General features: G+C 60.1%; 14 protein-coding genes. All 14 read right to left on the bottom strand.

The window, feature by feature from the left end; translation table 11 throughout:
• Positions 1 to 17 precede the first annotated feature (17 nt).
• Complete coding sequence (locus tag M2361_RS16375; protein WP_259250626.1) at positions 18 to 593, bottom strand: DUF1788 domain-containing protein; 576 nt, start codon at positions 591 to 593, stop codon at positions 18 to 20.
• Positions 574 to 1,362, bottom strand: coding sequence for a DUF1819 family protein (locus tag M2361_RS16370; protein WP_259250625.1), 789 nt, complete (start codon positions 1,360 to 1,362; stop codon positions 574 to 576). The genes M2361_RS16375 and M2361_RS16370 overlap by 20 nt, the downstream gene beginning before the upstream one ends.
• 2 nt (positions 1,363 to 1,364) lie before the next feature.
• Positions 1,365 to 1,865 (bottom strand): BrxE family protein, encoded by a 501-nt coding sequence (locus M2361_RS16365; protein ID WP_259250624.1) that lies wholly within the window; start codon positions 1,863 to 1,865, stop codon positions 1,365 to 1,367.
• A 1,102-nt stretch (positions 1,866 to 2,967) separates the two neighbouring features.
• Positions 2,968 to 5,559 carry a helicase-related protein gene (locus M2361_RS16360; RefSeq protein WP_259250622.1) on the bottom strand — a complete coding sequence of 864 codons (2,592 nt, stop codon included), beginning with the start codon at positions 5,557 to 5,559 and terminating at the stop codon, positions 2,968 to 2,970.
• Complete coding sequence (locus M2361_RS16355; protein WP_259250620.1) at positions 5,559 to 7,544, bottom strand: hypothetical protein; 1,986 nt, start codon at positions 7,542 to 7,544, stop codon at positions 5,559 to 5,561. The genes M2361_RS16360 and M2361_RS16355 overlap by 1 nt, the downstream gene beginning before the upstream one ends.
• Entirely contained in the window at positions 7,541 to 8,794 is a 1,254-nt protein-coding gene (locus M2361_RS16350) for a hypothetical protein (protein ID WP_259250619.1), read from the bottom strand. Before M2361_RS16350 ends, M2361_RS16355 begins: the two co-directional genes overlap by 4 nt.
• Positions 8,795 to 9,168: 374 nt before the next feature.
• Positions 9,169 to 10,119 (bottom strand): hypothetical protein, encoded by a 951-nt coding sequence (locus M2361_RS16345; protein WP_259250617.1) that lies wholly within the window; start codon positions 10,117 to 10,119, stop codon positions 9,169 to 9,171.
• Between the two features lie 94 nt (positions 10,120 to 10,213).
• A complete protein-coding gene (locus M2361_RS16340) occupies positions 10,214 to 10,777 on the bottom strand; it encodes a hypothetical protein (RefSeq protein ID WP_259250615.1) in 564 nt (187 codons plus the stop codon).
• 375 nt (positions 10,778 to 11,152) lie between these two features.
• On the bottom strand, positions 11,153 to 14,356 hold the full coding sequence (locus M2361_RS16335) for an exodeoxyribonuclease V subunit beta (RefSeq protein WP_259250614.1): 3,204 nt from the start codon (positions 14,354 to 14,356) through the stop codon (positions 11,153 to 11,155).
• A gap of 2 nt (positions 14,357 to 14,358) precedes the next feature.
• A complete protein-coding gene (locus M2361_RS16330; protein ID WP_259250613.1) occupies positions 14,359 to 17,052 on the bottom strand; it encodes a PD-(D/E)XK nuclease family protein in 2,694 nt (897 codons plus the stop codon).
• 74 nt (positions 17,053 to 17,126) lie between these two features.
• Positions 17,127 to 18,782 (bottom strand): ATP-dependent helicase, encoded by a 1,656-nt coding sequence (locus tag M2361_RS16325; protein WP_259250611.1) that lies wholly within the window; start codon positions 18,780 to 18,782, stop codon positions 17,127 to 17,129.
• Between the two features lie 530 nt (positions 18,783 to 19,312).
• The gene (locus tag M2361_RS16320; RefSeq protein WP_259250610.1) at positions 19,313 to 19,462 is read right to left on the bottom strand and encodes a hypothetical protein; all 150 of its coding nucleotides are present in this window, start codon (positions 19,460 to 19,462) and stop codon (positions 19,313 to 19,315) included.
• A 100-nt stretch (positions 19,463 to 19,562) separates the two neighbouring features.
• Positions 19,563 to 20,588, bottom strand: coding sequence for a YafY family protein (locus M2361_RS16315; protein WP_259250608.1), 1,026 nt, complete (start codon positions 20,586 to 20,588; stop codon positions 19,563 to 19,565).
• 45 nt (positions 20,589 to 20,633) lie between these two features.
• Positions 20,634 to 21,401 (bottom strand): hypothetical protein, encoded by a 768-nt coding sequence (locus M2361_RS16310; RefSeq protein WP_259250606.1) that lies wholly within the window; start codon positions 21,399 to 21,401, stop codon positions 20,634 to 20,636.
• Between the last annotated feature and the right edge of the window lies 1 nt (position 21,402).

Below are 21,402 nucleotides of genomic sequence, written 5' to 3'. Positions count from 1 at the left end.
AGGATTCTTTTGTCTGTTCAGCCGCCAACGTGTACGGAGCGGTAATTTCCATCTTCCGGGTAGAAGCCGAGAAACTTCAGGCGCGTTTTGCCGGTTCGCACGCCGGGGTAAAGAAAAATCGTCGGTACGTGAAACTTGCCTTGAAGCTGGCTTTCGATAGCACCAATCCGCATGAATGGATGCAGTGCTTCCAGGTCAGTGACCAACAAGAGCGCGCTCTGCTGTCCCTCTAGAGGTTGCAAGGCAGCCTCTAGCCGATTGAGCAAGCCGTACTCCGTTGTCAGGATGTCCGCCAGTGCCTTGTTGGTACGCGGCCAGTCCAGCGGTGCGGACTTGTCTTCCATCACGCAAAGTGTCCAGAATGGATCTTCTTTGAGCAAAGCCCAGATTTGTTCGACGATGGAGAAGGTATGCACGTCCCAGCCTTCCTGGTGCAACTTCGCCACCCAGGCAGGCGTTTGGCGTTTCACTTCGAGAATCTGCTCTGGCGGGAAGACCAGGTAGTAGATTGGCTCGAAGCTCGCATGGCCGAGTTCCCGCCCATGCCGGATGCGCTCGCGCAATTCGTCAAAGTCAGCTTTGATTGAGGACATCGCAGAGCGCCTCCATATCTGTTTTCTTCCAGCTGATGCGGATCACATCGCCAGCAGCCTGGACGATGAGCAACCCTTTCAGCGAAAGTCGTTTGATTTCCTCCAGCACGTCTTCGCGCGCCAGACCAAATAGTTTCCAGTCCTCGTGGATCAGCAGCGCGTTGTCGCTGATGCCGGAAAAATGCAGTTCGTAAGCCAAGAAGGCGGCCACGGCTGGAGAAATACGAAACGGCAGGATGCGACGTCTCGAACGCAACCCACGCTCAAGCATTCCATAGTCAGCACAACAACCCGTTAGATAGCCGGAGACCCGCCGTACGGTAGTTTCCGACCAGCGTTTGATGGTCTTGCCGTCATCGATGCCGCGTTCGACAAAGTTGCGTGCATCCTCGTTGGTGATCTCGGTGTATCCACCGGCATATCGAGCCCAGTAGACGTGGCGCACGAAGTCGCCCAGGATCGGGTTTGCCCGACTCGTAAATACGAGCATGAGCTGCGTCAGATCAGCCGTAGATAGCGTTGCGGACAGACGCTTTAGATGGGCTGCCGGTACGCCACTTGCTACGAGATAGCGTGGAGCGAAGCATTCGACGACGATGTTGCGGAGTCGGCGTGCAGTGACGGTGGGAAACCGACCTGAATCCAACGCGACCAGATGCAACTGATTGGCCGACATGCCTGGCGACCACAGGTCAAGCAACGTCTTGGTTTCGTTGACGAGACCAAGGCCTGCCTGCAACTGAGTCGTGTAGGGGGGGGGGGCGGCCACGATTATGCCACCAGATACGGATAGGTTTTGGCGTTTTGGGTGAAAGCCGATAAATAGGCGGCAGCGATGGCCTTCAGAGTGTCGTTAGAATCGAGATCCTTGATGTTTCCGACCGCCGTTGGACCGACGCGGGACGTACGGCCTGTTACAGCCAATTGCTTCAACGCATCCAGCGCCATCTCTTTGTTCCATGATGCCTGGTTGGCGAGTTCTTCTCCCCCTCTGCTTTGCAAGGTCGCGTGCAGATCTTGCTCGACCTCTTCGGTCAAACGAAATAGGTGGTAGTTACCAACGCTCAAATGTTCATCGTGTAATCGTCTGGCCGCTTCCAGCACACCTTGGTACTGAGCAAGGCGAGACGTTTTCGAGAAAACTGGGTCCAGGAAGGGCTTGCTTGACGCCTCATAGAACGCGGTGGGCCACCAGGCGCACTGAGCACGCTCACCGAGAAAGCCAACAAGCAAGCGCATGTGTAGAAGAGTCAAAAGGTAAGAGTCCGGCATTTCATTTTTCGTTTGTTCAGTTGACCAAATGCTCATAATTTTTAGTAATAGCGATGGCTTGAGGGTGCACGAACTAAGTCTTAATCCAACTGTCACGTTCAGCGCGTGATATCCCTGCACCTTCAACTCTGCAGTCAGCGATTTTGTGGACGGCCGGCGGCCCGCAGATTGTCCGAGCAGTTGCCTTCAATGCTCCGCGATCTGCGAGGGGGCGAGAATCTAGCTCTCCGTAGACGTAGGCTACGCTGTCAGAATTCACAACATGGGGACGGACTGGTAAAAGTTTCAAATTATAAGGACAAAATGAGGAATATCGGCGCCGGATGCAAGCTGTGGACAGGGATACGCGAGCGTCGATAATCGTCGACCAAAAGGATCCGGCCGCTGAAAGTGAATTTGGTGTCATTACCACCCATCTCCAGGCAACGTACTCCGCCGGCGAAGGAAAAGTTTGGACCTTCTAACCCGAAGCATTCAGGGGCTGACTTTCACCCGTTCTAAGTTTGCATAGAGATGCGCATCGAACCCCCAAGGAAAAATTTCAGCAGCCTCATCGACATCGAAATCGATGACCATGAGTGGCCCAGCGTCGGCCTCACGCCTCGTCACATCAGCGACCGTGACCCTGGTATCAACGTGGACCTCGTGCACTCAGCGAGTCATCAGACTCCCTCGCGGTCCGTCAGCTCACGCCCTCAGGGAGGGGCCTGAACAAAACACTTGTAGAGTCGGCCAAGGTACGCAGAACAGAAGCAGAAGGTCCCGAGCCTTACTTGACCAGTGACTTCACCCCATATTAGATGGCGCGGCGCGAAATACGGCCCCCCTAGCGGAGACCCGGGGGGGGCTGATATTTCGGGTCGCATGACGCCCGAGTTGATCCGCGAGAACGTGCACCCCAACCCGGTGGAAGTGTGGAAGTTTCTGGACGATCGTGTCACGAATCTGGCGAAGTCCTATTTCGCAGCCGTCCTAACCAGTGAGCGAGAAATGAACTTTTGTCGTTTTGCATATGCATGCGACGTACATTGTGAGTTCTGACAGGAGGCTAGCAGGCGGCCATGGATGTGGCGCAGGGTCGGTTCTTCCGGACTCCTGCGTCTCAATGTGGGGCTGTTCCAGGGGAAAAGTCCGGGGCTGCGTCGTTGATTTCGTCCGCAATCGAACGCAGTAGCGCATCGTCGTAGTCATCTGGCACGTGAATGACCGAGCCATGGAGTTGCGCCCGCAGCGCATCCCAGCGTGCTTTCAAAACTCTCCAGTTATGCTCATCGTACGTGCCCTGGAACACAATTGGCAGGATGTCGATGCGGGGCAGGTCGCGGCCTTGGACACCGTTCGCCACCGCTTCCTCGAGCAGCTGCTCCCAACGGCTGCCAAGCCGGTCCACGCGCCCGATCTGTTGTTCGACCACGGCGGGATTCCATTCTGGGTGCAAGAGCAGCACGGTCCGGCAGGCCTTGTGCAGATTTAGCCCTTCGCGGCCAACCACTGACTGTGCCACGAGTACTTGGGGATAGCTGTCCTGACGGTTGAAGGCCATTTGCAGCAGCCGCCGCGTAACTTGCTTGGTTTCGCCGTACATTAGCCGTGCGAAGCCGCCCTGCGGATGGCGGTATTCCTCATCAAAGCTCTCCGCCAGCTTCGGCCACAACGCCGTCGCTCCAGCTTCGTTCAAGCCCGCTTCGCCGCGTTCGTCGATATCCTCGCGCTCCATTGCCGCATCGACAAGATGCACGAACGCGTCGGTCCAATCCTGTGGAGTCGCTTCGTCATGCGGCAGCAGTTCCATCACGGCTCGGGTGACGGAGGCCTGGCCGACCGGATTGCGTTCAAATGCGTGGAACAGGCGCTTGGCGGCACTGTGGTCGGGATACGTTGCCAAACCGGCGCGCAGTGTATGGAACAACTGCTCACGCGCCGCCTGGCGACGATTTTCAAGATCCTCATATTGACGCTTTAACTGCGCATTGATGCTGTCGATCGATTCATCCCGCAGGATGCCGAGCTGCCGTTGCGCGGCCCTGACCGCGTCGTGTTCGCTTTCGCGCACGCCGCTCTGTGGCCAGGGCGTGTTGTCGCGCAAAGCCCGGAGCATCTGGCGCGCATTCAGCAACTCGACCAGCTTCTTCATCGGTGTGGTGTAGCGGCCAAAAACCAGGACTTTCTCGCCTTTTTCGTGAGCGGCTTCGATTTCCTGGACCGCCCTGTCGATGGCCGGATGGTCGAGCAGCACATTCTCATTCCTCAACGCATGCCGCATCACGTCCAGCCACCAATCCACGCGTCGTGACCGGGGGGAGTCCGAATGGGGATTGTCCTCCAACCGACGGTCCAGCGCCAATTGCTCACGATCCTCGGTTTCATCTTGCTGAAGCTGATCGATGATCTTAGCGATACCGTGGCCGTTGCCCATGGTCAAGCGCAGTCGTTGCGCCTGGGGCGCGGTGCCCTGGGCGGCGGCGAGGGACAAAGCTTCCCCCGCGCAAACCACCTGCCGCCAGGCGGGCGACAGCTTCGCCGGATCGATGAACAGTGGGCGTTCCCGCCGATAGGCGTGAGGCGGCAGCCCAGCGTGGCGGGCGAATGCCTGTACCGATTGCGCTTCGCGCTTGTCGCGACGCAAGAGATATGGCGACAAAGTCTGCTCGAACGCTCGGGCCGTCGTCCGATAATTTTGTCTTTTACCCGCGTCGGTCGGTTGTGTCTTGACCTCATTGACCGCCTTTACGTAATTGCCTATCGCGCGCGTCGTTTGCTCATGGTCAGGCAAACTCCGCCCGTCGGCCGTCTTAACGGCGATACGATCCAGCACGTCCTGCCATTGTTCTGCGTCCAGTTCCACCGGCGTGGCCGTCATGGCCAGCCTGCGTCCGTCGGCGGGGGCCAAGGCGACGTTGTTCAACAGGCGGGACAACCCCGTCGCGTCTCCCCGGCTCTTGTGCGCTTCGTCGATGATGATGAGATCGAAGAAGCCTAAGCCGATGCCCACGGCGCGTTCCAGCGAGACGCGCAACGCGGTGCCGGAACTGTACTGGCCAGGTTGCGTCGCCGCCGGCCAGGGAGCCTCGTCGACCAATGTGTTCAAAAACGCGACGGGGGTGCCCCCGGTGCGTTTTGCCCACGCTGCGATATCCTCGGCCGCAGCCCTAATCCGTGGATCCGACAGTTCTTGCGTCGCGTGGAAGTGTCTGGGATATCGGCCATCGCAGGCCTTGCGCCACGTGGCGTACAGCAAGGGCAGCAAAGACCAGTAGGGCGAGCGCGTGCCTTCGCCGATGCGCCAGTTGGCGATTTGATGCGATAGCAATACCACGCTTTGGGCCGACCAGGGCGACGCGTCGCCCTCCTTGGGATCCCATGGCTTGAAATACTGTTCCAGGCTTCTGAGCAGGGGTGGGCACTCCACACCTCCGTCCTGCATTTCCTGCGCCCATTGAAAACCCAGCCCGGGCGGCACCAGCACGGCGACGCGCCCGCCCTGGCGCACGACTGCGCGGGCCAGGGCGACGGCAATGCGGGTCTTTCCCATGCCGACTTCGTCGGCGATCACGACGCCGTTTTGCGGAATGCGCTGGGCCAACGCCGTCAGGCTGCGACGCTGACCCTCGTTCAACGGCCACGTTTTTTTTTGGGATCCGTCGGTTTCATCGAGCGATGCGATCAGTCCCTTCGCGACTGCGTTCCAATCCATTATTTTTCTTCTCCAAAAGCCAGATAGCCATCCTGCACGTCCCAGGATTCGGCAACACGTTGCAGCGCTTCCTCGTAGCGTCGGCTATACGGGTCGCTGGCGTCGCGGGCATAGTCGGGACGGAAAGCCGCCTGCCGCAGGCAACTGAGTGGATCAATCTTCAACTGCTTGAAATCGGCCAGCACAGCACTGCCGCGCGCCTGGCACAGCGTCTGCTCAAGGCGATGGCACCAGGCCGTCCAGTCGGCGTACGTGACTTGAACCTGTTTCTGGGCGATCAATTCGATCTGCATCATCATCGTACGGATCGCGGCCGTCTGCGACGAACCGCCCGCGCCACGCGACTGGGTCTTCTTGCCAGATGCGTCCGTATCATCGTCGTCGCCATCTCCATCGCCATCGCCGGTGTCGATTGCGGGAAAGCCGAGCAGTTGGGCCGCAAGTTCCTGGAGTTCCAATTCAGGCAGTTCGGTGGCGGCGATCCGGCCGTACTCGTCGATCACGGGAACCTGCCGCTCTTGGTGAGCCGGCGCGCCCCAGCGTAGTCTGACCTGGCGCGGCGCCTCGCCTGGCCACACCCAGTCCAGCCCCATTCGAACGCAGGCTGCTTCGTCCGGACCCAGCACCTCGACATCCGCGGTACTCCCGCCGGGCGCGCGCAGCAGTCCGCCGCCCAGCGTCGGCTGCCATTGCAGATAGGCCACCGGAGCGGCAAGGAAGACATCGTTGTGTTCCGGCATCGGATCGCCGGCCATGAGCCGTTCATTGACGGTCAGCGGAATTCCATTGGCTTGAATCGGCAATAGGACCGTCAGGGCCGGCACAGTAAGATCCCGGGATGGTAACCACGGCGTTCTCGGCAAGGAGAAAACCACTCCCGCCTCAAGATTGCCGCTTGTGCGTGCGGCGCGTTGGATAAAGCCCGGGTTGGTCAGGTTCCCCGAGCCCAGGTAGAGCCAGCCGCTGGTGCAGGCGTTGCCGACGTCATTGCCGCCGAGCAGGAATTTGGCGTGCAGGGTGCGGTGTGCGTCCGGGCCAAAAATATGTTCGGGCAAGCCAGGCGCCAACACGAACCAAGAGCGCTCAGCCATCGCTTCCAGGCACACGGCTACAGCCTGGCAGCTTTCCGGGTTGACGTAGACCTCCACCAGGGCGTTGCGCGTCAGCATGTCATGGGAGCGCAGCGTGTCTTCTATCCGGGCTAGCACTGTGGGCACCCGACCCGGCGCGCTATCCGCCCCGGCCTGCGGCAGATCCTCGAAAAAGCCCGATGCCATGGCCAGATAGTTGCGGCGAACCTTGCCGGCGTGCTGCGTTATCCGCTCTGGCAATTGCTCGAGCAAACCGCGCGAGCGGTTGTCAAAGAATCGAGGCTCCTGCCCAGCCGCGCGCGAGGCGCATTGACCTACCCATTCGCTGAACCGAGCGACACGGTCCGCCGCGCAGGGATTTTCCGACATGGCATCGAAGATGCGGAGATCGAAATGGGACGCCAGCCAGTCCAACATTTCCCACGAGGCCTTGATGTCCGCGCAGCGTAGTGACAGATCGCGCGCGTCCGTGTCCAGGTCTTCGGAAGACAGTTCAATCGACCACGCCAGGTCCAGGCTTTCCTCAACTGTCTGCTGGGTCCAGTTGCCCGTTGAGACGATCAGGCGCAGTCGCCACGAATCGGCGCTTGCTTTGCGAAAACCTAGCAGGGCGACCTTGGCGTGCATTAGCTTGAATGGTTGCTCGTTGGCTCGGCGTAATGGCAGGTGGGCCACCCCTGGCACATCCAGTAGCGACAGTGCCTCGTGTTGAGGATCGAGGATCAGGCCCAGGGAAATCTCGCCCGCCTTGGCGCGCTGGGCGTGAATGCGGCGGGTGAATCGCTCGGCCGCCTCGTCGAGGAACAAAGCATCGGCGGAATAGCCGCATATCCAGCCGAATAGCCCGTCATAGTCGTCGGGCGCATCGAAAAAATGCAATAGGGACGGCGTCATGCTGCCACATCCTCCAGATCTTGGTTCGTGATGTCGTTGCTCGTCGCATCCGGTTCTTCCCGTATGTCTCGATTCAGTGCATAGAGGTTGCGCATGCGGAAGGACAGGCCTGCGGGCCATGCGATAACGCCGTCGACCAGACCCGCATCGTCCGGATCCGGCGCTGACGACAGATCCGGTGGGTCCGCGTTCTGCACGGTTCGGCGAACCGCGGACCCGGGCTTGACCTGGCGGCCGACCAGACGCAGCACACGGCCGTCGCGGCGCAGCAAGTGCTCGAGTTGCTCGGTGGTCGACGCGAGGGCGCATTCGCGGCAGAACGACATGGCATCAGGGTCGGTATGCGAAAGCGCCAGATACTGTTCAGCGGATCGGCGCAGACCTGCCAGTTCGTTCGTCAGCGTTTCGGCAGCATCTTCGATGCTCATTGTCGCCTTACGCACTGATAGGAGCGCCCGTTCCAATTCGTCGAGCACGAGCAAGGCTTGATCGCGGCAGGCCATGAGTTGCGCGCCCGCCCGCAGGTCAAGCCAATGCGCATCATCGGCAATCGCGGTCGGCCGGTCTTCCCAGCGCATCGGCATCGCAGGCGGATTGTTGCGTACGTCCTCGACCCATTGCAGAGCAGCACGGCGTCGTGTCTTGTGGGCGATGCTTTCGTTCCCGGCACCGAGCATTAACTGCGCATGGAGCAGGCCCCGGGCCGCAGCCGACAGCGGCACGCAAGGTGACAGCAGCTTGACGAAGCGCGGGGGCCAACTAACTGGCTTTCCCTGCACCCAGTTCAAGAGATGCGTCAGGACATCGTAGCGACTACCCTCACCGCATGCCAGGGTAATCAGCTTCTGGCCAATCTCGTTGGTCGACAGGGCGTTGAACCGCCGGCTTTGCCCGTCCGCTAGTCCCAGCGGCATTAGGCTTTGTCCGACCGCCATGCGCATGGGCTGCGAAACATAAAAGCCAGGGCGTCGCAGGGTACGAAAATCCAAGGCATGCTGTCGAGGAAACTTGTGTATTCCCCGCAAGCGCGGGTGCTGGGCCCATTTGTTGTCGTTGAAGCCGTGCCAGCAGGCCAGAGCCTCAATCGCGTTGGCGCATTCGATATTGCCTACCGCCATTTTCTCGTAGCGTGCCAGTTCGGCGACGCGAATGCCGAGGATGGCGAGAAATACCTGCTTGGCAAACCAGACGCCACCAGTGCCCGGTACGGCCAGCTCATTGAAACGCCGGACGGCCTGCCCTATTTCCAAGGTTCGCGTACGCCTCTCACCGGTCAGTACTGCTGGTCCCAACAAGCCCCATTTCATAGTCATCTGCCTTATTTGTGGATTCAACACGCCGTGCGCGCGGGTACCCGGCACAATTCTGATCAAGCCCGCTGCCGCGCGGGCGTGCCACTCCTACGCCGGTGCGACCCGCACGGTGTGACAGACACTCATGCGCCACTGCGCCATGTCACATAAGGAGGAAAGCGAATCGGCCACCAGCGATAGAATTCGCCGCAACGAAGATCGCTTATGGGTTTGGAGCGCGAAGGCCTCCGCATGCGCCATGATTTAAGGATGGCGAAGGAGTGCCGCTTTGAGTTTTTTTGTTGCCGCGACTCGAGATATTGCAAGACGGTTCAAGCCGCCTGCGGAACGGCGGCGATCCCTGGCGGCTGCCCCAATCTCTCCAGCATTCCCGACATGAAGTCTTGTGCAATTTCAGAGATCGAGATTTTGAACAGCAGCATCTCCGTATGCACCAGGGGACGATCATCTTGCCAGAGCTGCCGGTGGGCTTCGGCCATGACGTCGAGATAATAAGTATAGGCATCCTGCTCGGGCACCACCGCCTTGTCGAGCCACGCCCTGAGGGGATCATCCTTGCTTGTCTTACCTACGCTCACGGCCACCATCTCCTCAAGCGAAGGACATGCGCTTCCGTAACTTCCCAACCAGGCAAAGGCGGCCGCGCTCTCGGCGTCCAGACTCGCAAGCAGTCCGTTTCTACCTGGAGGAACGGGCAACACCGGCGCATTCACGGCTCGAATAAAGTGGATCGCGTTCAGCGCAAAAGCGATGCGCGCGTCGTAAATCAATGCCCAATCGTTCCACACGAATGAAAGCCATTTTGACCAACTAGCGATTCCACCGAATTTGTACAGCCCGCGTCTGATTCTCGGACGAACCGCCGAACGAAGGCTTTCGTGATCAACAACCGCATCGAATCCAGTATCGATATCGGTGAACCGAGACGCGTACTCTTCAATCGTTTCCGCATGGTTTCCATTCAACCCACCCCAGTCGGAGATCACGAATTTGGCAAGATCGGCCAGTTCCTCAACACGGGTTGTCCCTTTCTTCCCGGCATGGATCTCGCGTGATCGCTGCGCGACCGCCTGGCGCAACTCCAAGGTTTCGGCGAAACCTCCGCCAAATTCACGGTGGGAGAGCAAGCCGCGGTTCCGTGCCGCGGCTATGCAGCTCTTCGTCATACCCCAGCTGTAGTCATCCAGTCGATGACGGTAAGTAGATAAGTACGTAGCCACTTCACGGCCAAATTCGACTGCTTGCAAGGTTATAGGCTTCATTTCTCTTTTCATCCGTTCATCACTATCTCAATCCCGAAAAAAGTCGGCGATTGTCCTTTCCTTCTGCTTGCACCCCGACAAGGTGGGTGCCGGCCTAACCTGGCATGACGCCGGACACCCGCACCAGGCTGCTCACCTCATGGGGCGCGGTTGCCTTGCATACTGACATGTGGTGATTTTTGTCATGCAGCTTGATACTCGCGCTTATCGTGTCTCTACCAACCGCGTCTATGAGCGTTTTTTGTACGAGCATATCGAGCTGTCGCGACGCCAAATCCACCCGAGCGCCACGCCCCAAACCGGGGAGCACCCAGATAAGTCGGTTTTTGCTAGCTTCAACGCTCCCACCGCGTATCTCCACCCCCGTAGCGAGTAGCTCCTCTAACAGCAACGCGGTGCTCGTACCTTGCTTGGCATGCTTCAAGGCGGCGCACGCCGCATCGCCTAGGGTGTCGAAGTGCAGCTTCACTGCAAACTCTCGGGAGCCCGTTGCCTTGTTGATATACCAGATCTGAGGGCTCTCCACCGCAGCGATTCCCAGCCAGTCCTCGCGCCAACCATTCTCCAGACCAAAGGCCTCGTCTTCGCTTTTGCAAGCCAGCATCCGCGTGACGCGGGCGCGGACCGCCCCATCAACTTGACCGTCCGGTTGCACCATTGGTCCATAAACGACGTGCTTTCCGCGAACGAGAAAGATCCAATGGTTGCCGTTGGTGACGGCCCCATCATCCCGGGCTCGAGATAACAATCGATAAGGTCCGGATGCAATTTCCTAGCGAACTTCTTTGCCTCAATCAACCAGACAGGCCGAGATCCCTGCACGATAGCGATGTCCGCCGACAACCGCTTATTCGGACCATTCGGCTGGGAGTACTCATAGAAGGATTCCAGGCCGCTGATTTCCAATGCGGCATCCGTCACGGGACAGATCAACCGATACATCGCCCACCGTTCGGATGGTTGCGGTCGAATCGGCTTCTCGCCGAACGACGTACCGAGTTCTTGCTGGCCCGAGGCACTGTTTTTTACGAACTTACGAATGAGCTGCAGCAATCTGCACAGCGCGAGCGGCAACTGGCAGAAATAGCCAGAGCTCACGCACGGCCTCTCCCGACGCGGCCTCGACAGCACGGGCGTAGGCCTCCAGTTGTCCGCCGTGCGTCGCGGCCAGGCGCTCGCCGTCCGCGACGCCGCGCGGGTCGGCCTTGTGATCGATTAGGATGCGGCCAGCCCCCACACGGATAAGCAGATCGATCTGACCGCGGATGACGGTGCCATCGGGACGTGGCACCTGAATCGGCAGTTCCGCCTGGGCAGTGCCGTCTGGCCACTTCGACTGCCACCAGTCCTGAAAGGCTTCCACCTGGAAGCGGACTGCCGCCGGCGTCACGGCGCCATGGACGCCCCAGCGCATCAGGACCTCCCTGATCTGCTCATCGTCGATGGGACGCGACGGATCCGCCACCGAGCAGGCGATGCAACCATGCAGCGCCGAACCCAGCGCAGCCATGTCGGTGTCGGACTGCACAACGATCCGCTGGCCTACGTCCTCCACCTTGACCGCCCGATGCTGTCCGGTCTGGGCGGCGCTCGGCGCAAACCAGAGCCGTTCAAAAGATTGGGGCTGGCGCGCGTCGAAGTAATGCATGGCTCGTGCAACCGGCGGGGGCGGTGCGTCGAGCGATTCATCGAACTCCCAGGCTTTCGTTTCGCGGACGACAGTCTGGCCGTCCATCACGGATGCGCCCGCCGGTCCCCAAAGCTTGATGGCAGCGCCGATCTCGTCGAGCCAATCGCAGGGCGGGGCGGAACCCACCGTCTTGGTACCGCCCACCAGGGCGATCACATCGCGCGCACGGGTGAGGGCGACATACAGCAGGCGTGTGTTCTCCGTGCGTGCCTGCTCGGCCATGAGCTTGCCGGTTTCTGAAGCCTCTGCATCGGCGATGACCTGCACGGAAGACTTAAAGGGATTGACCCAATGATGGATATAGCGGTTGGCCAGAGGCGTTGTCGCATTAAAAGCACCGATCGTCCGGGAACGCACGCTCCACAGATCTGTGCGGTAGCCGTGATCCAGGCCGATCACAATCACCATCGGCCATTCCAGCCCCTTGGCCGCATGGAAGGTCATGACTTCGACCGCGCCATGGGCCGCGGCCGCCCGACCGTCCGCGCCATCGGCCACCAGCTCCTGGAACCAAAGCAACATCCCGTTGATCGTCGCCGGCTGCCGTGAGCCCAGACAAGCCTCCTCGTACTGGTGCGCCAATGCCAACAGCGCTTCAATGTTGGCGATACGAACCTGCGCCTCGCGCTCCGCCGCCGACCACTGGTGTGCCAAGCGCGCAACGCCGGACTCAGCCTTTGCCAACCGCAGTGCCTCACGCGGCGTGAGCGACACTAGGGACGGCCGCAAACTGGCCAGCCTTGCGATAAGCGGATGAGCGTCCGCTCCCTCCGCCTTCCATGCCGACATTGAGGGCGAAGTCTCGCCATCTGCGCCCGCAGCTATCCCGGAAAGGAACTGCAAGCGGTCTTGCAGCCAGTCTTCCGGCCTCACCGAACCCGTCAGCCCGACAATCATGGCCGTGGCCACCGTATCCGAGGCGTCCTGCAAACGGCGCAGGCAGGCCAGCACCAACTGAATCTCGGGCGTCGACATCAAGCCAGGCCGGGCCGCCGCTGCGGCAATGCCCCAGCGGCTCAGTGCGTCGACCGCGGACTTAATATGGTCATTCTTGCGGCACAGCACGGCGATGTCGCTGGCTTGCAACGGACGTTCCTGGCCCGTGGCCTTGTCGGCGATCAGGATGCCGCGCTGCAGCAGCTCCGACACCGCGGGACCCAAGGCCTTCAGCGAAATTGAACGTTTCCCGGCTTCCGTCACGAATGACCAGTTCAAGAGCTGAGGCTGTCCGGCAAGCGGCTTGCGCACCGGTCTGAGCGCGGTTTCGGAGGCTGGCGCGGGGTGAAATGCCGGCACGAACACCTCGTTGGCAAGGCCCACCAACCCCGGGGTGGAGCGGTACGAATCCGACAACGGTGTACCCATCGTGCCGCCCCAGCCTTCCACGGAATCGAGGATCTGCTGAATGAGTGTCGAATCCGTGCCGCGAAAGCCATAGATGGCTTGCTTGGGGTCGCCTACCCATATCGAGCTTTTGGCCAGCTTCGCCAACTCTACGAAGATGGCCAACTGAAGCGGATTCGTGTCCTGGAACTCGTCGACCAGAACGAGATCGAGCTCACCTGCGAGCGCTTCGCGCACCAAGGCGCTGCTTTGCAGGGCTCGCAGCAACAAGACCTCCTGATCGGTGAAGTCGACTACACCAAGGTCCCGCTTGGCATTGGCAAAGGCTTGCAAGGCACGTCCCGCCAAGTCGAACACCGTACAAAGATAGTTCCGCACATCATCGTGAAACCGGTCATGGGTAGGATGGCGTGCTGCGATATCTTTAAGGTCCTCCACAATGCTGGCCTGCTTGGCACCAGCATTCAGTTTCGAGAGTTGCTGCCAGGCATTCCACGCAAGCTTCCCGCGAGCGAGACCGCTACGGGCCGCTGCGACTCTCTCGATCGCGTCGTTTAGAACCTTGGTATTCACGCCAGCGGCCTGCGCCTGCTTGAGCTCGCGCTCCGCGCGTTCAAGCGCCGCAATCAAGACGGCATCGTGATCGCCCTGCGGGCGCGGCCAGCACGCCAGCATCGCGTCCGCGTTCCGCGGCCCCATCGCGACAAGTTCTTCTGGGCTGATGTTGTTGGAACGCGCGGCGTTCATGACCGCCTGCAGCGTGGCGGTCACCGCATCGTCGTCCAGGTCCAACCGCGCGGTTAGTTGCGCCAGATTCTCGACGCCGCTCGCATCCTGGACTCCCTCGACAGCAACGCGCACAAGGCGGCGGCCTTCATCTTCGGTCAGGACCGTCTGATCCGGCGAGATGCCGAGCTCAAAGCAGAAGCGCTGAATCAAGCGCCCGCAGACGCTGTTGACCGTACCGATGCTCGCTTGCCCCAGCGCGGCAGCCAGATCGAGCCGCCGCTGGCTCAACAACGTCGACCTCGCGCGCTCGCGCAACTCTGAGGCAGCCTTGACCGTGAATGTGGTGGCCAGGATCGCTGCTGGCCGCGCAGCGCCGCTTTGCAGACGGTCCGCCAGCAAGTGAGTTAGGTAATAGGTCTTTCCGCTGCCCGCCCCGGCGCGGACGAATTCCACATTCATATTCTTCTGATCCATGGTTATTCCCTGCTGCCGAAAAGCGCCGTGTAATCGCCGTGCCACGGCGCGGTTTCGCCCAGCGGCAGGCAGTCTGCCGGAGATGGCCCCGGTTCCGGATCGAGTCCCTCTCCGATCACGTCAACATGGCCCTCCTGCCACTGCCGCACCCGCCAGGCCCAGGTGGCTCTGGCCTGCATGACGAGTTCCGACGCGTTGACACCGTTCTTTGCACTGAAGACACGGGCTTGTGGGCTGAAGACGTCTGGCGTAGCGGTCAACAGCAGAGCCTCACGGAACGTGAAATAGCCCACTGCGGCAGGCGGCGCTCCGAGCTCCTGCCGAATCATTTCGCCATACAGCGCCAGTTGCAGGTAGGTGCCGTCGGACAGCGCTTGCCGATACCGCTTCGCGCCCGTCCATTTGAGATCGAGCGCGGCGGTCCTACCATCTGCCAGATGCAATAGCAGGTCCGTGGCGCCGTTGAGACGCAACGCGCCGAGCATGCCAGCCAGCGGCCGCTCGGCCTCGACGCGGACGACGCCGGCATGCGCCATATGCTGCAGCAACACCCACAGGCCGTGACGCACAGTGTTCTTGAACTGAAAGAGCGCAGCGCTGTTGCCCGGCGCAAGCAACGGCATGCCTTCCTGTTCAAGCAATGTTGCCAACTGTGGTTCCAGCCACGCTTCCAATTGGGCCTGGCTCCACGATGGCGCATCATCGTTGACGAATAGGGTCTCCACCAAGCGGTGCGCGAGGTTGCCGAGCAAGCGGCCATCCTTCGCGACCACCGTAGCCCGCCCAGTACGCAAACCGGCCGCATACTTCAACACGGCGATCGCGGGGTTGTTGAAATGAAGATCCAATGACGTGTAAGACTGCGAGGGTAGTCGTGTCGGAACCGGATAGGTGGCCCGCCAGGCCGTATCCTTATCCAATTCCCAGACGCCTTGCGCGCGTTGCAAGGGCAGAGGCGCGACCTGCCTCAACTGGTCGCGCACCATTGGATGCTCTTCAAACTGCGATACGGCCAAGGCAGGCGCGAGCAAGGCGATAAGCTGCCATGCCGGATGATCTTCCGCCGGCGCCGGCGGCAAGACCAGAATCAGACGATCAGCCGCAGTCAGCAGCGGCCGCATCCACAACGCGGCGAGGCTTCCCATGGCGAACGCCTGGTCCACAAGCTCGACCCCGCCCGCGGCCAGCGCTTCGATTTCTGGACGGCTCCACGGGTGTCCCGCAGGCAGCTTCGGAGCGGAAGGCATCCACCAAATGACTTCGGCGACTGACCCCAGGGCGCAGGCTTCGGGGGCCGTGGCGCTGAGCATGCAAGCCGCCTCGGCCACGGCCAAGCTATTGCCGCAGGCCGTGGTCGCCTGAGCGCATAGTTGTTCGAGCAACCGCGGCTTGACGTGCTTGACCCCGTCCCGCTGCAGCGACTGTAGGCCACTGAGCGTGCCCGCGCATTGGCCCAGGGCCGCGCCAAGATCGCGCGCCACGGTGTCGGTAGGCATGAGGTGCTGCAATCGGCCGCGCAGCGCCTGCGCCAGCAGCTTGACCCGATCGATTGCATAGTCAATGGGCGCGCCGACGGCTCGCGGATGGCGGGACGATTCAAGCCAGACCCGGATGTGCTGCTCCAGTTCCGCGCGAAGTTCGGGTGGAGTCTCGGCCAGCAGGCGTTCGCGCGCCTTGACCCACTCGGCCCCGCCGATACCCGGATGCTCTGAGAAGACCGCGCCGAACGCGCGACGAGCCGAGGACCGGAAGGGGCCGATCGGATGCATGAGGAAATCTAGCAGTCGCGCAGGTTCCAGAGGGTCCCAGAAGGTCTCGAAGATCAGCGGCAACGCCAGCAAAGCTGGGCGCAAGGCACTGGATTCGTCAAAACCGCAGGCCGGTGCGCCGTTGACACGCAAGGTATCGTCGACCGAAGCGCCGTGCTGCTCACTGACCAGGAGCATTTGTGCCTGCCCGGCATGATAGTGATGAGCTAGCCATTGCTCCGCGGTTTCGCACGTGTGGGGACGAAGTACGACAATCGAGCCATCGCTACCGTCGATATCCGGCTGAGCCGTGAACGATTGGTCAAGCGACACTGCATCCGACACGGCGCGTTGCAGACGCCCCAGTTGCGTATGCGGCTCGGCCGCGGGAACCAGGACGCTTCCATCGACAACCGGAAGTCGGGCCAGCAGCCTACGCCACAAGGACGGAAAGAGCTTGCAGTCCTCCAGCAGCACGATCTCGCCGACCGGTACGCTGCGCTCATCGAGGCGACGCAGGACAGCAATCAGGCGATCGCCTTCGCCAGGGGGCAACACTCCGGCCGCTGCGGCTTCGACGACGGCCATGTCCGATAAGCGAGACGGCCATCCCATTGCTGCGACACCAGTCCATCCGCCAAGGATCCATTCGTCGCGCCATTGCAGGAGCCGGGCCGCGGTGCCGATTTCATCAGCCGCCAAACTGTCGTGAAAAAACCTGTCCGGCCCATCGGATTGACGCAATGCCTGCAGGAAGGCCGCGGTCCGTTCAGCCGCACTGACTGGCAACGACGACAGGCCGAGCCAGGTTTCCAACATCGCGAGAAAGGCCTGACGCCCCACGGTCGCGCGTTCGAGCGACGCCCCGGGGTGAGGGCCTTGCCACTGCTCGATATGCAGGCCCAGGGTAATTCTTAGCGCTGTCGTGGTGCCTTGTTGCTTTTGCATTTCGCTCGCTCTTTGGTCATAGGTGCGGAATGGGGGGGGGCTGGCTTCCTCCTCGGGAGCCGCCACAGGACTGATCACGCCGGAGTCGGGCATCCGTCGAGACGTTCGAGCAATCGCGCCGCCGCCCGCTCGGACATGACCAGGACCAGCTTCATCGAGGCGCGTGTAGCGCCTACAAACAAGCGGCGAACCTCGTCGTCACCCAGTATTTCGAAATCGATCTCCGCCATCACGACTGCCGGTGCGGACTGCCCCTTGAAACGGTGCACGGTATCCGTCACCAGCGTGCCCTCCGAATACTCCGGCCTGCCTTCGCCGTCGTAGGTGCCAAGAAATTTTCTCAGCGCATACGAACCCAATTGATCGTAGGACAGGATGCGAGAGCTATCCCTTCCTCGATAACTGAGAAGCGCAATGTCCGCAGGTGCAAACCCGGCCGATTCGCACAGGCGCACGCCTTCTTTGACTCGATCGAGCAACTGCACGCCCGTCTCGTAGGTAAGGAATTCCACGTCGTGGCCCGCGACGGGCGATGCCGGCACGACCGCCACTCCATCCGGGACCAATGCTTGCAGCAATTGGACGACAGGGCGCGGACTACGGAAATTCATGTCTGCTCGCAGGCGTATCCAACCCGGCAGTTCCACGGCGGCATGGCGATACAGCTTCTGCATCGGATCTTCGAGCCACAGAATGCGGGCATCATCGCGGGCATGGCGCAGAATCAGCTCAAACCATTCGGCCTTGATGTCCTGCCCCTCATCGATGATGACCGTGTCGAACATCAGATCCAGCGGGACCGCCAATTCCCGGCAGGCGTTGACCAGTTGCTCGAAGGCCATGGCCGCATTGAAGTCAGGCACCGATCCCGACTGTCTGACCATGCGTACGCACAGCATGTGGAACGTGCACACCACGCCGCCAGCCGGCACGATCGCGGCAATGTGATCTGCCAGGGGCCGGTTGAAGCAAAGATACAGCGGCCTGCGTCCGGCTTCGATTGCCGCGCGGTACTCGGCCAGGGCCAACTGCGTCTTTCCAGAGCCAGCCGTGCCGTTCACGTTCAGTCGAAAGGGCGTCATGTCGATTTGCCGGGCCCAGTACGCCAGGCCGCTGGACACGCGGGTGACCAGGGCCTTGGCCTGCCCCACCAAGACGCTGGCATCCACCTCCAGTTGAATCACGTCGCAGAGAAACCGATGTACCTGCGCGTACAACGGACCCGCGATGCCTGCAGGGAGAATCTGCTGAATCACCGTACACAATGCGTCGCGTCGGCCTGCGTCGACGATACGCTCGGACATCACGCCCACCGTTTGCGGCGTCTTGCACAAATAGTCGGGGCAATAGAGCAGGTGCTCAATCTCGATGTAAGCACCATTCAAGACCCGTGCTAGCTTGCCTCGCAGGCTGTTCACCGTACGGCCCATCTGTGCTGGTACCGATTTCAGCTTGCCGGCGCCGTAGTTCTTAGCCAAGCCATCAGGCGTCTCTTCCAATGGTCCACATTTCTGCTCGATGAGCAGCATGTGTCCGGCCTGGTTGACGATTACGAAATCGACTTCGCCGTGGATGGCGTGGGATCGTTCGATATTGGTCCAATGCACGGCGTGATACACCGTATATTCATCCGGCAAACCCTGCGCCAACGACTCCAACGTCTCGAATTCCCGACGCATCGCGCCAATGGCGTCCATGGTCTGCCAACCATCCGGCACGATACGCGCCATGTTGCGAAGCTCCTTTTGCAGGCGAAATTGGCGGACGGTAAAGGGGGAAGTACAGGGCGTCAGCCTGAAGAACGGACCGCCCAATTGCCAGAAAGGTCTATCCAGCCAAAATCAATATTTTGATTTAATTGTATGCATTTGAATACATACGTCAGCATACCTTATCCTGCGTTTCTTTTTTAATTGCGATCTGATTGCCGCCTTAACGGATAGTGGACACCGGCCCCGGGTCCCAGTCGAGAAGCATGGCGAAATCCTTCCGGTTTTATACTGAGCTAAGAAGGCGTTTCAGCCGGCTCGCAATCAGCGCTGGCGTCGAAGGCGCGGCGCATCGCAGTTGTCTTGATTGGCATTTTGGACAGTGGGTCGCAATATCCCTCCCAACGACAAGCGCGTCACTGGCGGGCACAAAAGTCTGTGCCCAATTGCATTCGGTGCACATCTGGGTGAATGGCCGGGGACGGACAGGCATGCTGTGATTCCAGGAAAGTAGGGCGAAAAACTCAGGAAAATTCGAGCTTGCTCCGGGCTCAATCATTTCTCGCGCAGGCGTCTTCTGCCGCATCTCGCCTGATCGCGTCAATATATCTGCCCAGGATTGCCGTGCCTAATACACCCGTCACGAAAACGATAGCGAATGCAGCCAAGTGTTCCAGGGGTGTGGCGTTGTTGTTGATCATGTGAATTCCAGGATAGGTAAAATCGGCAGCCCGATGACTGCCGCACCGCAACCAGAATAAGAGGCGATCGGGACATTACGTGTCTCGATCACCCACTCGTTCACGCACGCGTGGCATAAAGCGCCGCAAGCGTTTCCGCTTCTTTGGCCATTTCCTCGCGTAGCATTGCTGGCCCCACGACCTCGACATTCGGGCCAAACGCTCTCAGCCACCAACGCAAGCGCTTGCTGAGCAAGACCGTCCCCATGACCCGCAGCTCCGCTCCAACATATTCCGCCACTTGATCATCTGATAAGGGCGACTCGATCAGGTGATTACCAGCGCCGCTGAGAAAACGCAGTTCCAGCTTGATGGTGCCCTCCACCATAAAATCGAACTGTCGTTGATGTTTCACATACTCGGCCAGGCTGAATTCCCGGGGATAGGTGAATATCTCGGGCAACATGGTTGCGCTGACCACCCTGTCAAGCCGGTACATGGCAGGCTTGGGATAGCCGACCATGGCTGCGACAAGATAGATCACCCCGCCCACCTCGACCAATCCCAGCGGGTCGATAATCTTCGCCGTTTCCTGATCCCCTTTGGAGCGAACGCGATAAACCACTTCGATTTTCTGCTCGAAAAATAGAGCACGGGAAACTGTGGAAAAGATGTTTGAGTCTATGGCCGGATGCTGCAAGGCAAAGGCCCCGCTTTCTACTTCGACCTTGTCCACCCATTTCCGATAGCGGCGTTCGCTGTCGTTGTGCGAGACGCCCAGACGTTTCTCGGCGGTATCAAACAGGGAAGACAACGATTCCGCAACCAGTGACGGAATCTGCCGAGAAGAGAATCGTTTCAGCGTCTGGAGCGCGAGCGCCTGCTCATGCGTCATCAATCCGGCAGACTTCGCGGCGATCCCGCGGGCGCCGGCCCGCTTGCGCCAAACCAGCGCGGTGCCACGCTTCTCGGAGTCCACCAGTTGTTCATCGAGCAGCTTCTGCAATGCCCGCAGAACAGTCTTGACGACGGGACGCTCGGGACTTGCCCTGCACACCTCGCGGTGTACCTCGGGCGTACTCATGAAATGGCCGCTATTCTCAGCGTCCTTCAGAACATGAAAAACACTAGCGATCAGCGGGGACATGGATGCGTTCATTCGTATCGACATGGAATCAGATGACCTGGCTGATCAGAACTTGCCAGACAGGTCATACCCGACATAAGCGAGCATCGATGCGAAGAATACGCCAATGATGATCGCCGAAATTTTCATCTTTGCTTTCAGCGATGAGAACTCCTCAAGCATGGCCCGTCGTTGCTGATCCATTGCCTCCATCATGACGGTCTGACACCTTTCAAGGGACGCAGATAACTCATGCGCAACACGACAGCTCTCTTGCGTCAAATTCCGGAATCCCTCTGAGCTGGCGCTATCGCTCTTGCGGTGCAGGTCTTCGAGTACGGTACCGATTTCGACAATGGCCTGCTTCAACTCGAGGGCAAGCGACTGCAGCTGGCCCGAACGATCAACATCGGCGTTTTCTGCATTCTCACGATTCAGGCGAACTTCTGCTATGGCGGCCTGAATCAGGTGCGCCTGCTCCGCTCTTGCCGCGCCGACCTCCTGGCCCAGCGAGGACGACAACTCAGTCAGCTTCGCGATGATGTGCTGCGACTGCGAGCCGACATGCCCTGCAATGACTGTCTGAATGCTCGACGCGATTTCAGGCAGACTGTCCTCGCGTATTCTTTTCAGCGTCTTCTGGACTTTTTCCAGATCGCCCACGGAAACATTGACGGCATCATTGACCTCCGACACCAGATCCTTGGTGTCCAGAAGATCGTCTTTCAGCGTCTTCAGTGAATCTTCAATGGGATTGAGCGGCCCTTTGAGGATTTTCACCATCAGATCGGAAAGGCTCTTTTCTTTGCTCTTGATTTCTGCTGTCAGATCCATG

This window comes from Achromobacter sp. JUb104, assembly GCF_024806975.1.
GTDB classification, from domain to species: Bacteria; Pseudomonadota; Gammaproteobacteria; order Burkholderiales; family Burkholderiaceae_B; genus Achromobacter; species Achromobacter spanius.
The sequence above is the reverse complement of the archived record's forward strand: the minus strand, read 5'-3'. Positions and strand labels throughout refer to the sequence as shown.

Bases quoted from the DNA above. Each gene is read 5' to 3' on its own strand.
- M2361_RS16375 (WP_259250626.1), bottom strand. From the start codon at position 593: ATGTCCTCAATCAAAGCTGACTTTGACGAATTGCGCGAGCGCATCCGG.
- M2361_RS16365 (WP_259250624.1), bottom strand. From the start codon at position 1,865: ATGCCGGACTCTTACCTTTTGACTCTTCTACACATGCGCTTGCTTGTT.
- M2361_RS16360 (WP_259250622.1), bottom strand. From the start codon at position 5,559: ATGGATTGGAACGCAGTCGCGAAGGGACTGATCGCATCGCTCGATGAA.
- M2361_RS16355 (WP_259250620.1), bottom strand. From the start codon at position 7,544: ATGACGCCGTCCCTATTGCATTTTTTCGATGCGCCCGACGACTATGAC.
- M2361_RS16345 (WP_259250617.1), bottom strand. From the start codon at position 10,119: ATGAAGCCTATAACCTTGCAAGCAGTCGAATTTGGCCGTGAAGTGGCT.
- M2361_RS16340 (WP_259250615.1), bottom strand. From the start codon at position 10,777: ATGGTGCAACCGGACGGTCAAGTTGATGGGGCGGTCCGCGCCCGCGTC.
- M2361_RS16335 (WP_259250614.1), bottom strand. From the start codon at position 14,356: ATGGATCAGAAGAATATGAATGTGGAATTCGTCCGCGCCGGGGCGGGC.
- M2361_RS16330 (WP_259250613.1), bottom strand. From the start codon at position 17,052: ATGCAAAAGCAACAAGGCACCACGACAGCGCTAAGAATTACCCTGGGC.
- M2361_RS16325 (WP_259250611.1), bottom strand. From the start codon at position 18,782: ATGGCGCGTATCGTGCCGGATGGTTGGCAGACCATGGACGCCATTGGC.
- M2361_RS16320 (WP_259250610.1), bottom strand. From the start codon at position 19,462: ATGATCAACAACAACGCCACACCCCTGGAACACTTGGCTGCATTCGCT.
- M2361_RS16315 (WP_259250608.1), bottom strand. From the start codon at position 20,588: ATGTCCCCGCTGATCGCTAGTGTTTTTCATGTTCTGAAGGACGCTGAG.
- M2361_RS16310 (WP_259250606.1), bottom strand. From the start codon at position 21,401: ATGGATCTGACAGCAGAAATCAAGAGCAAAGAAAAGAGCCTTTCCGAT.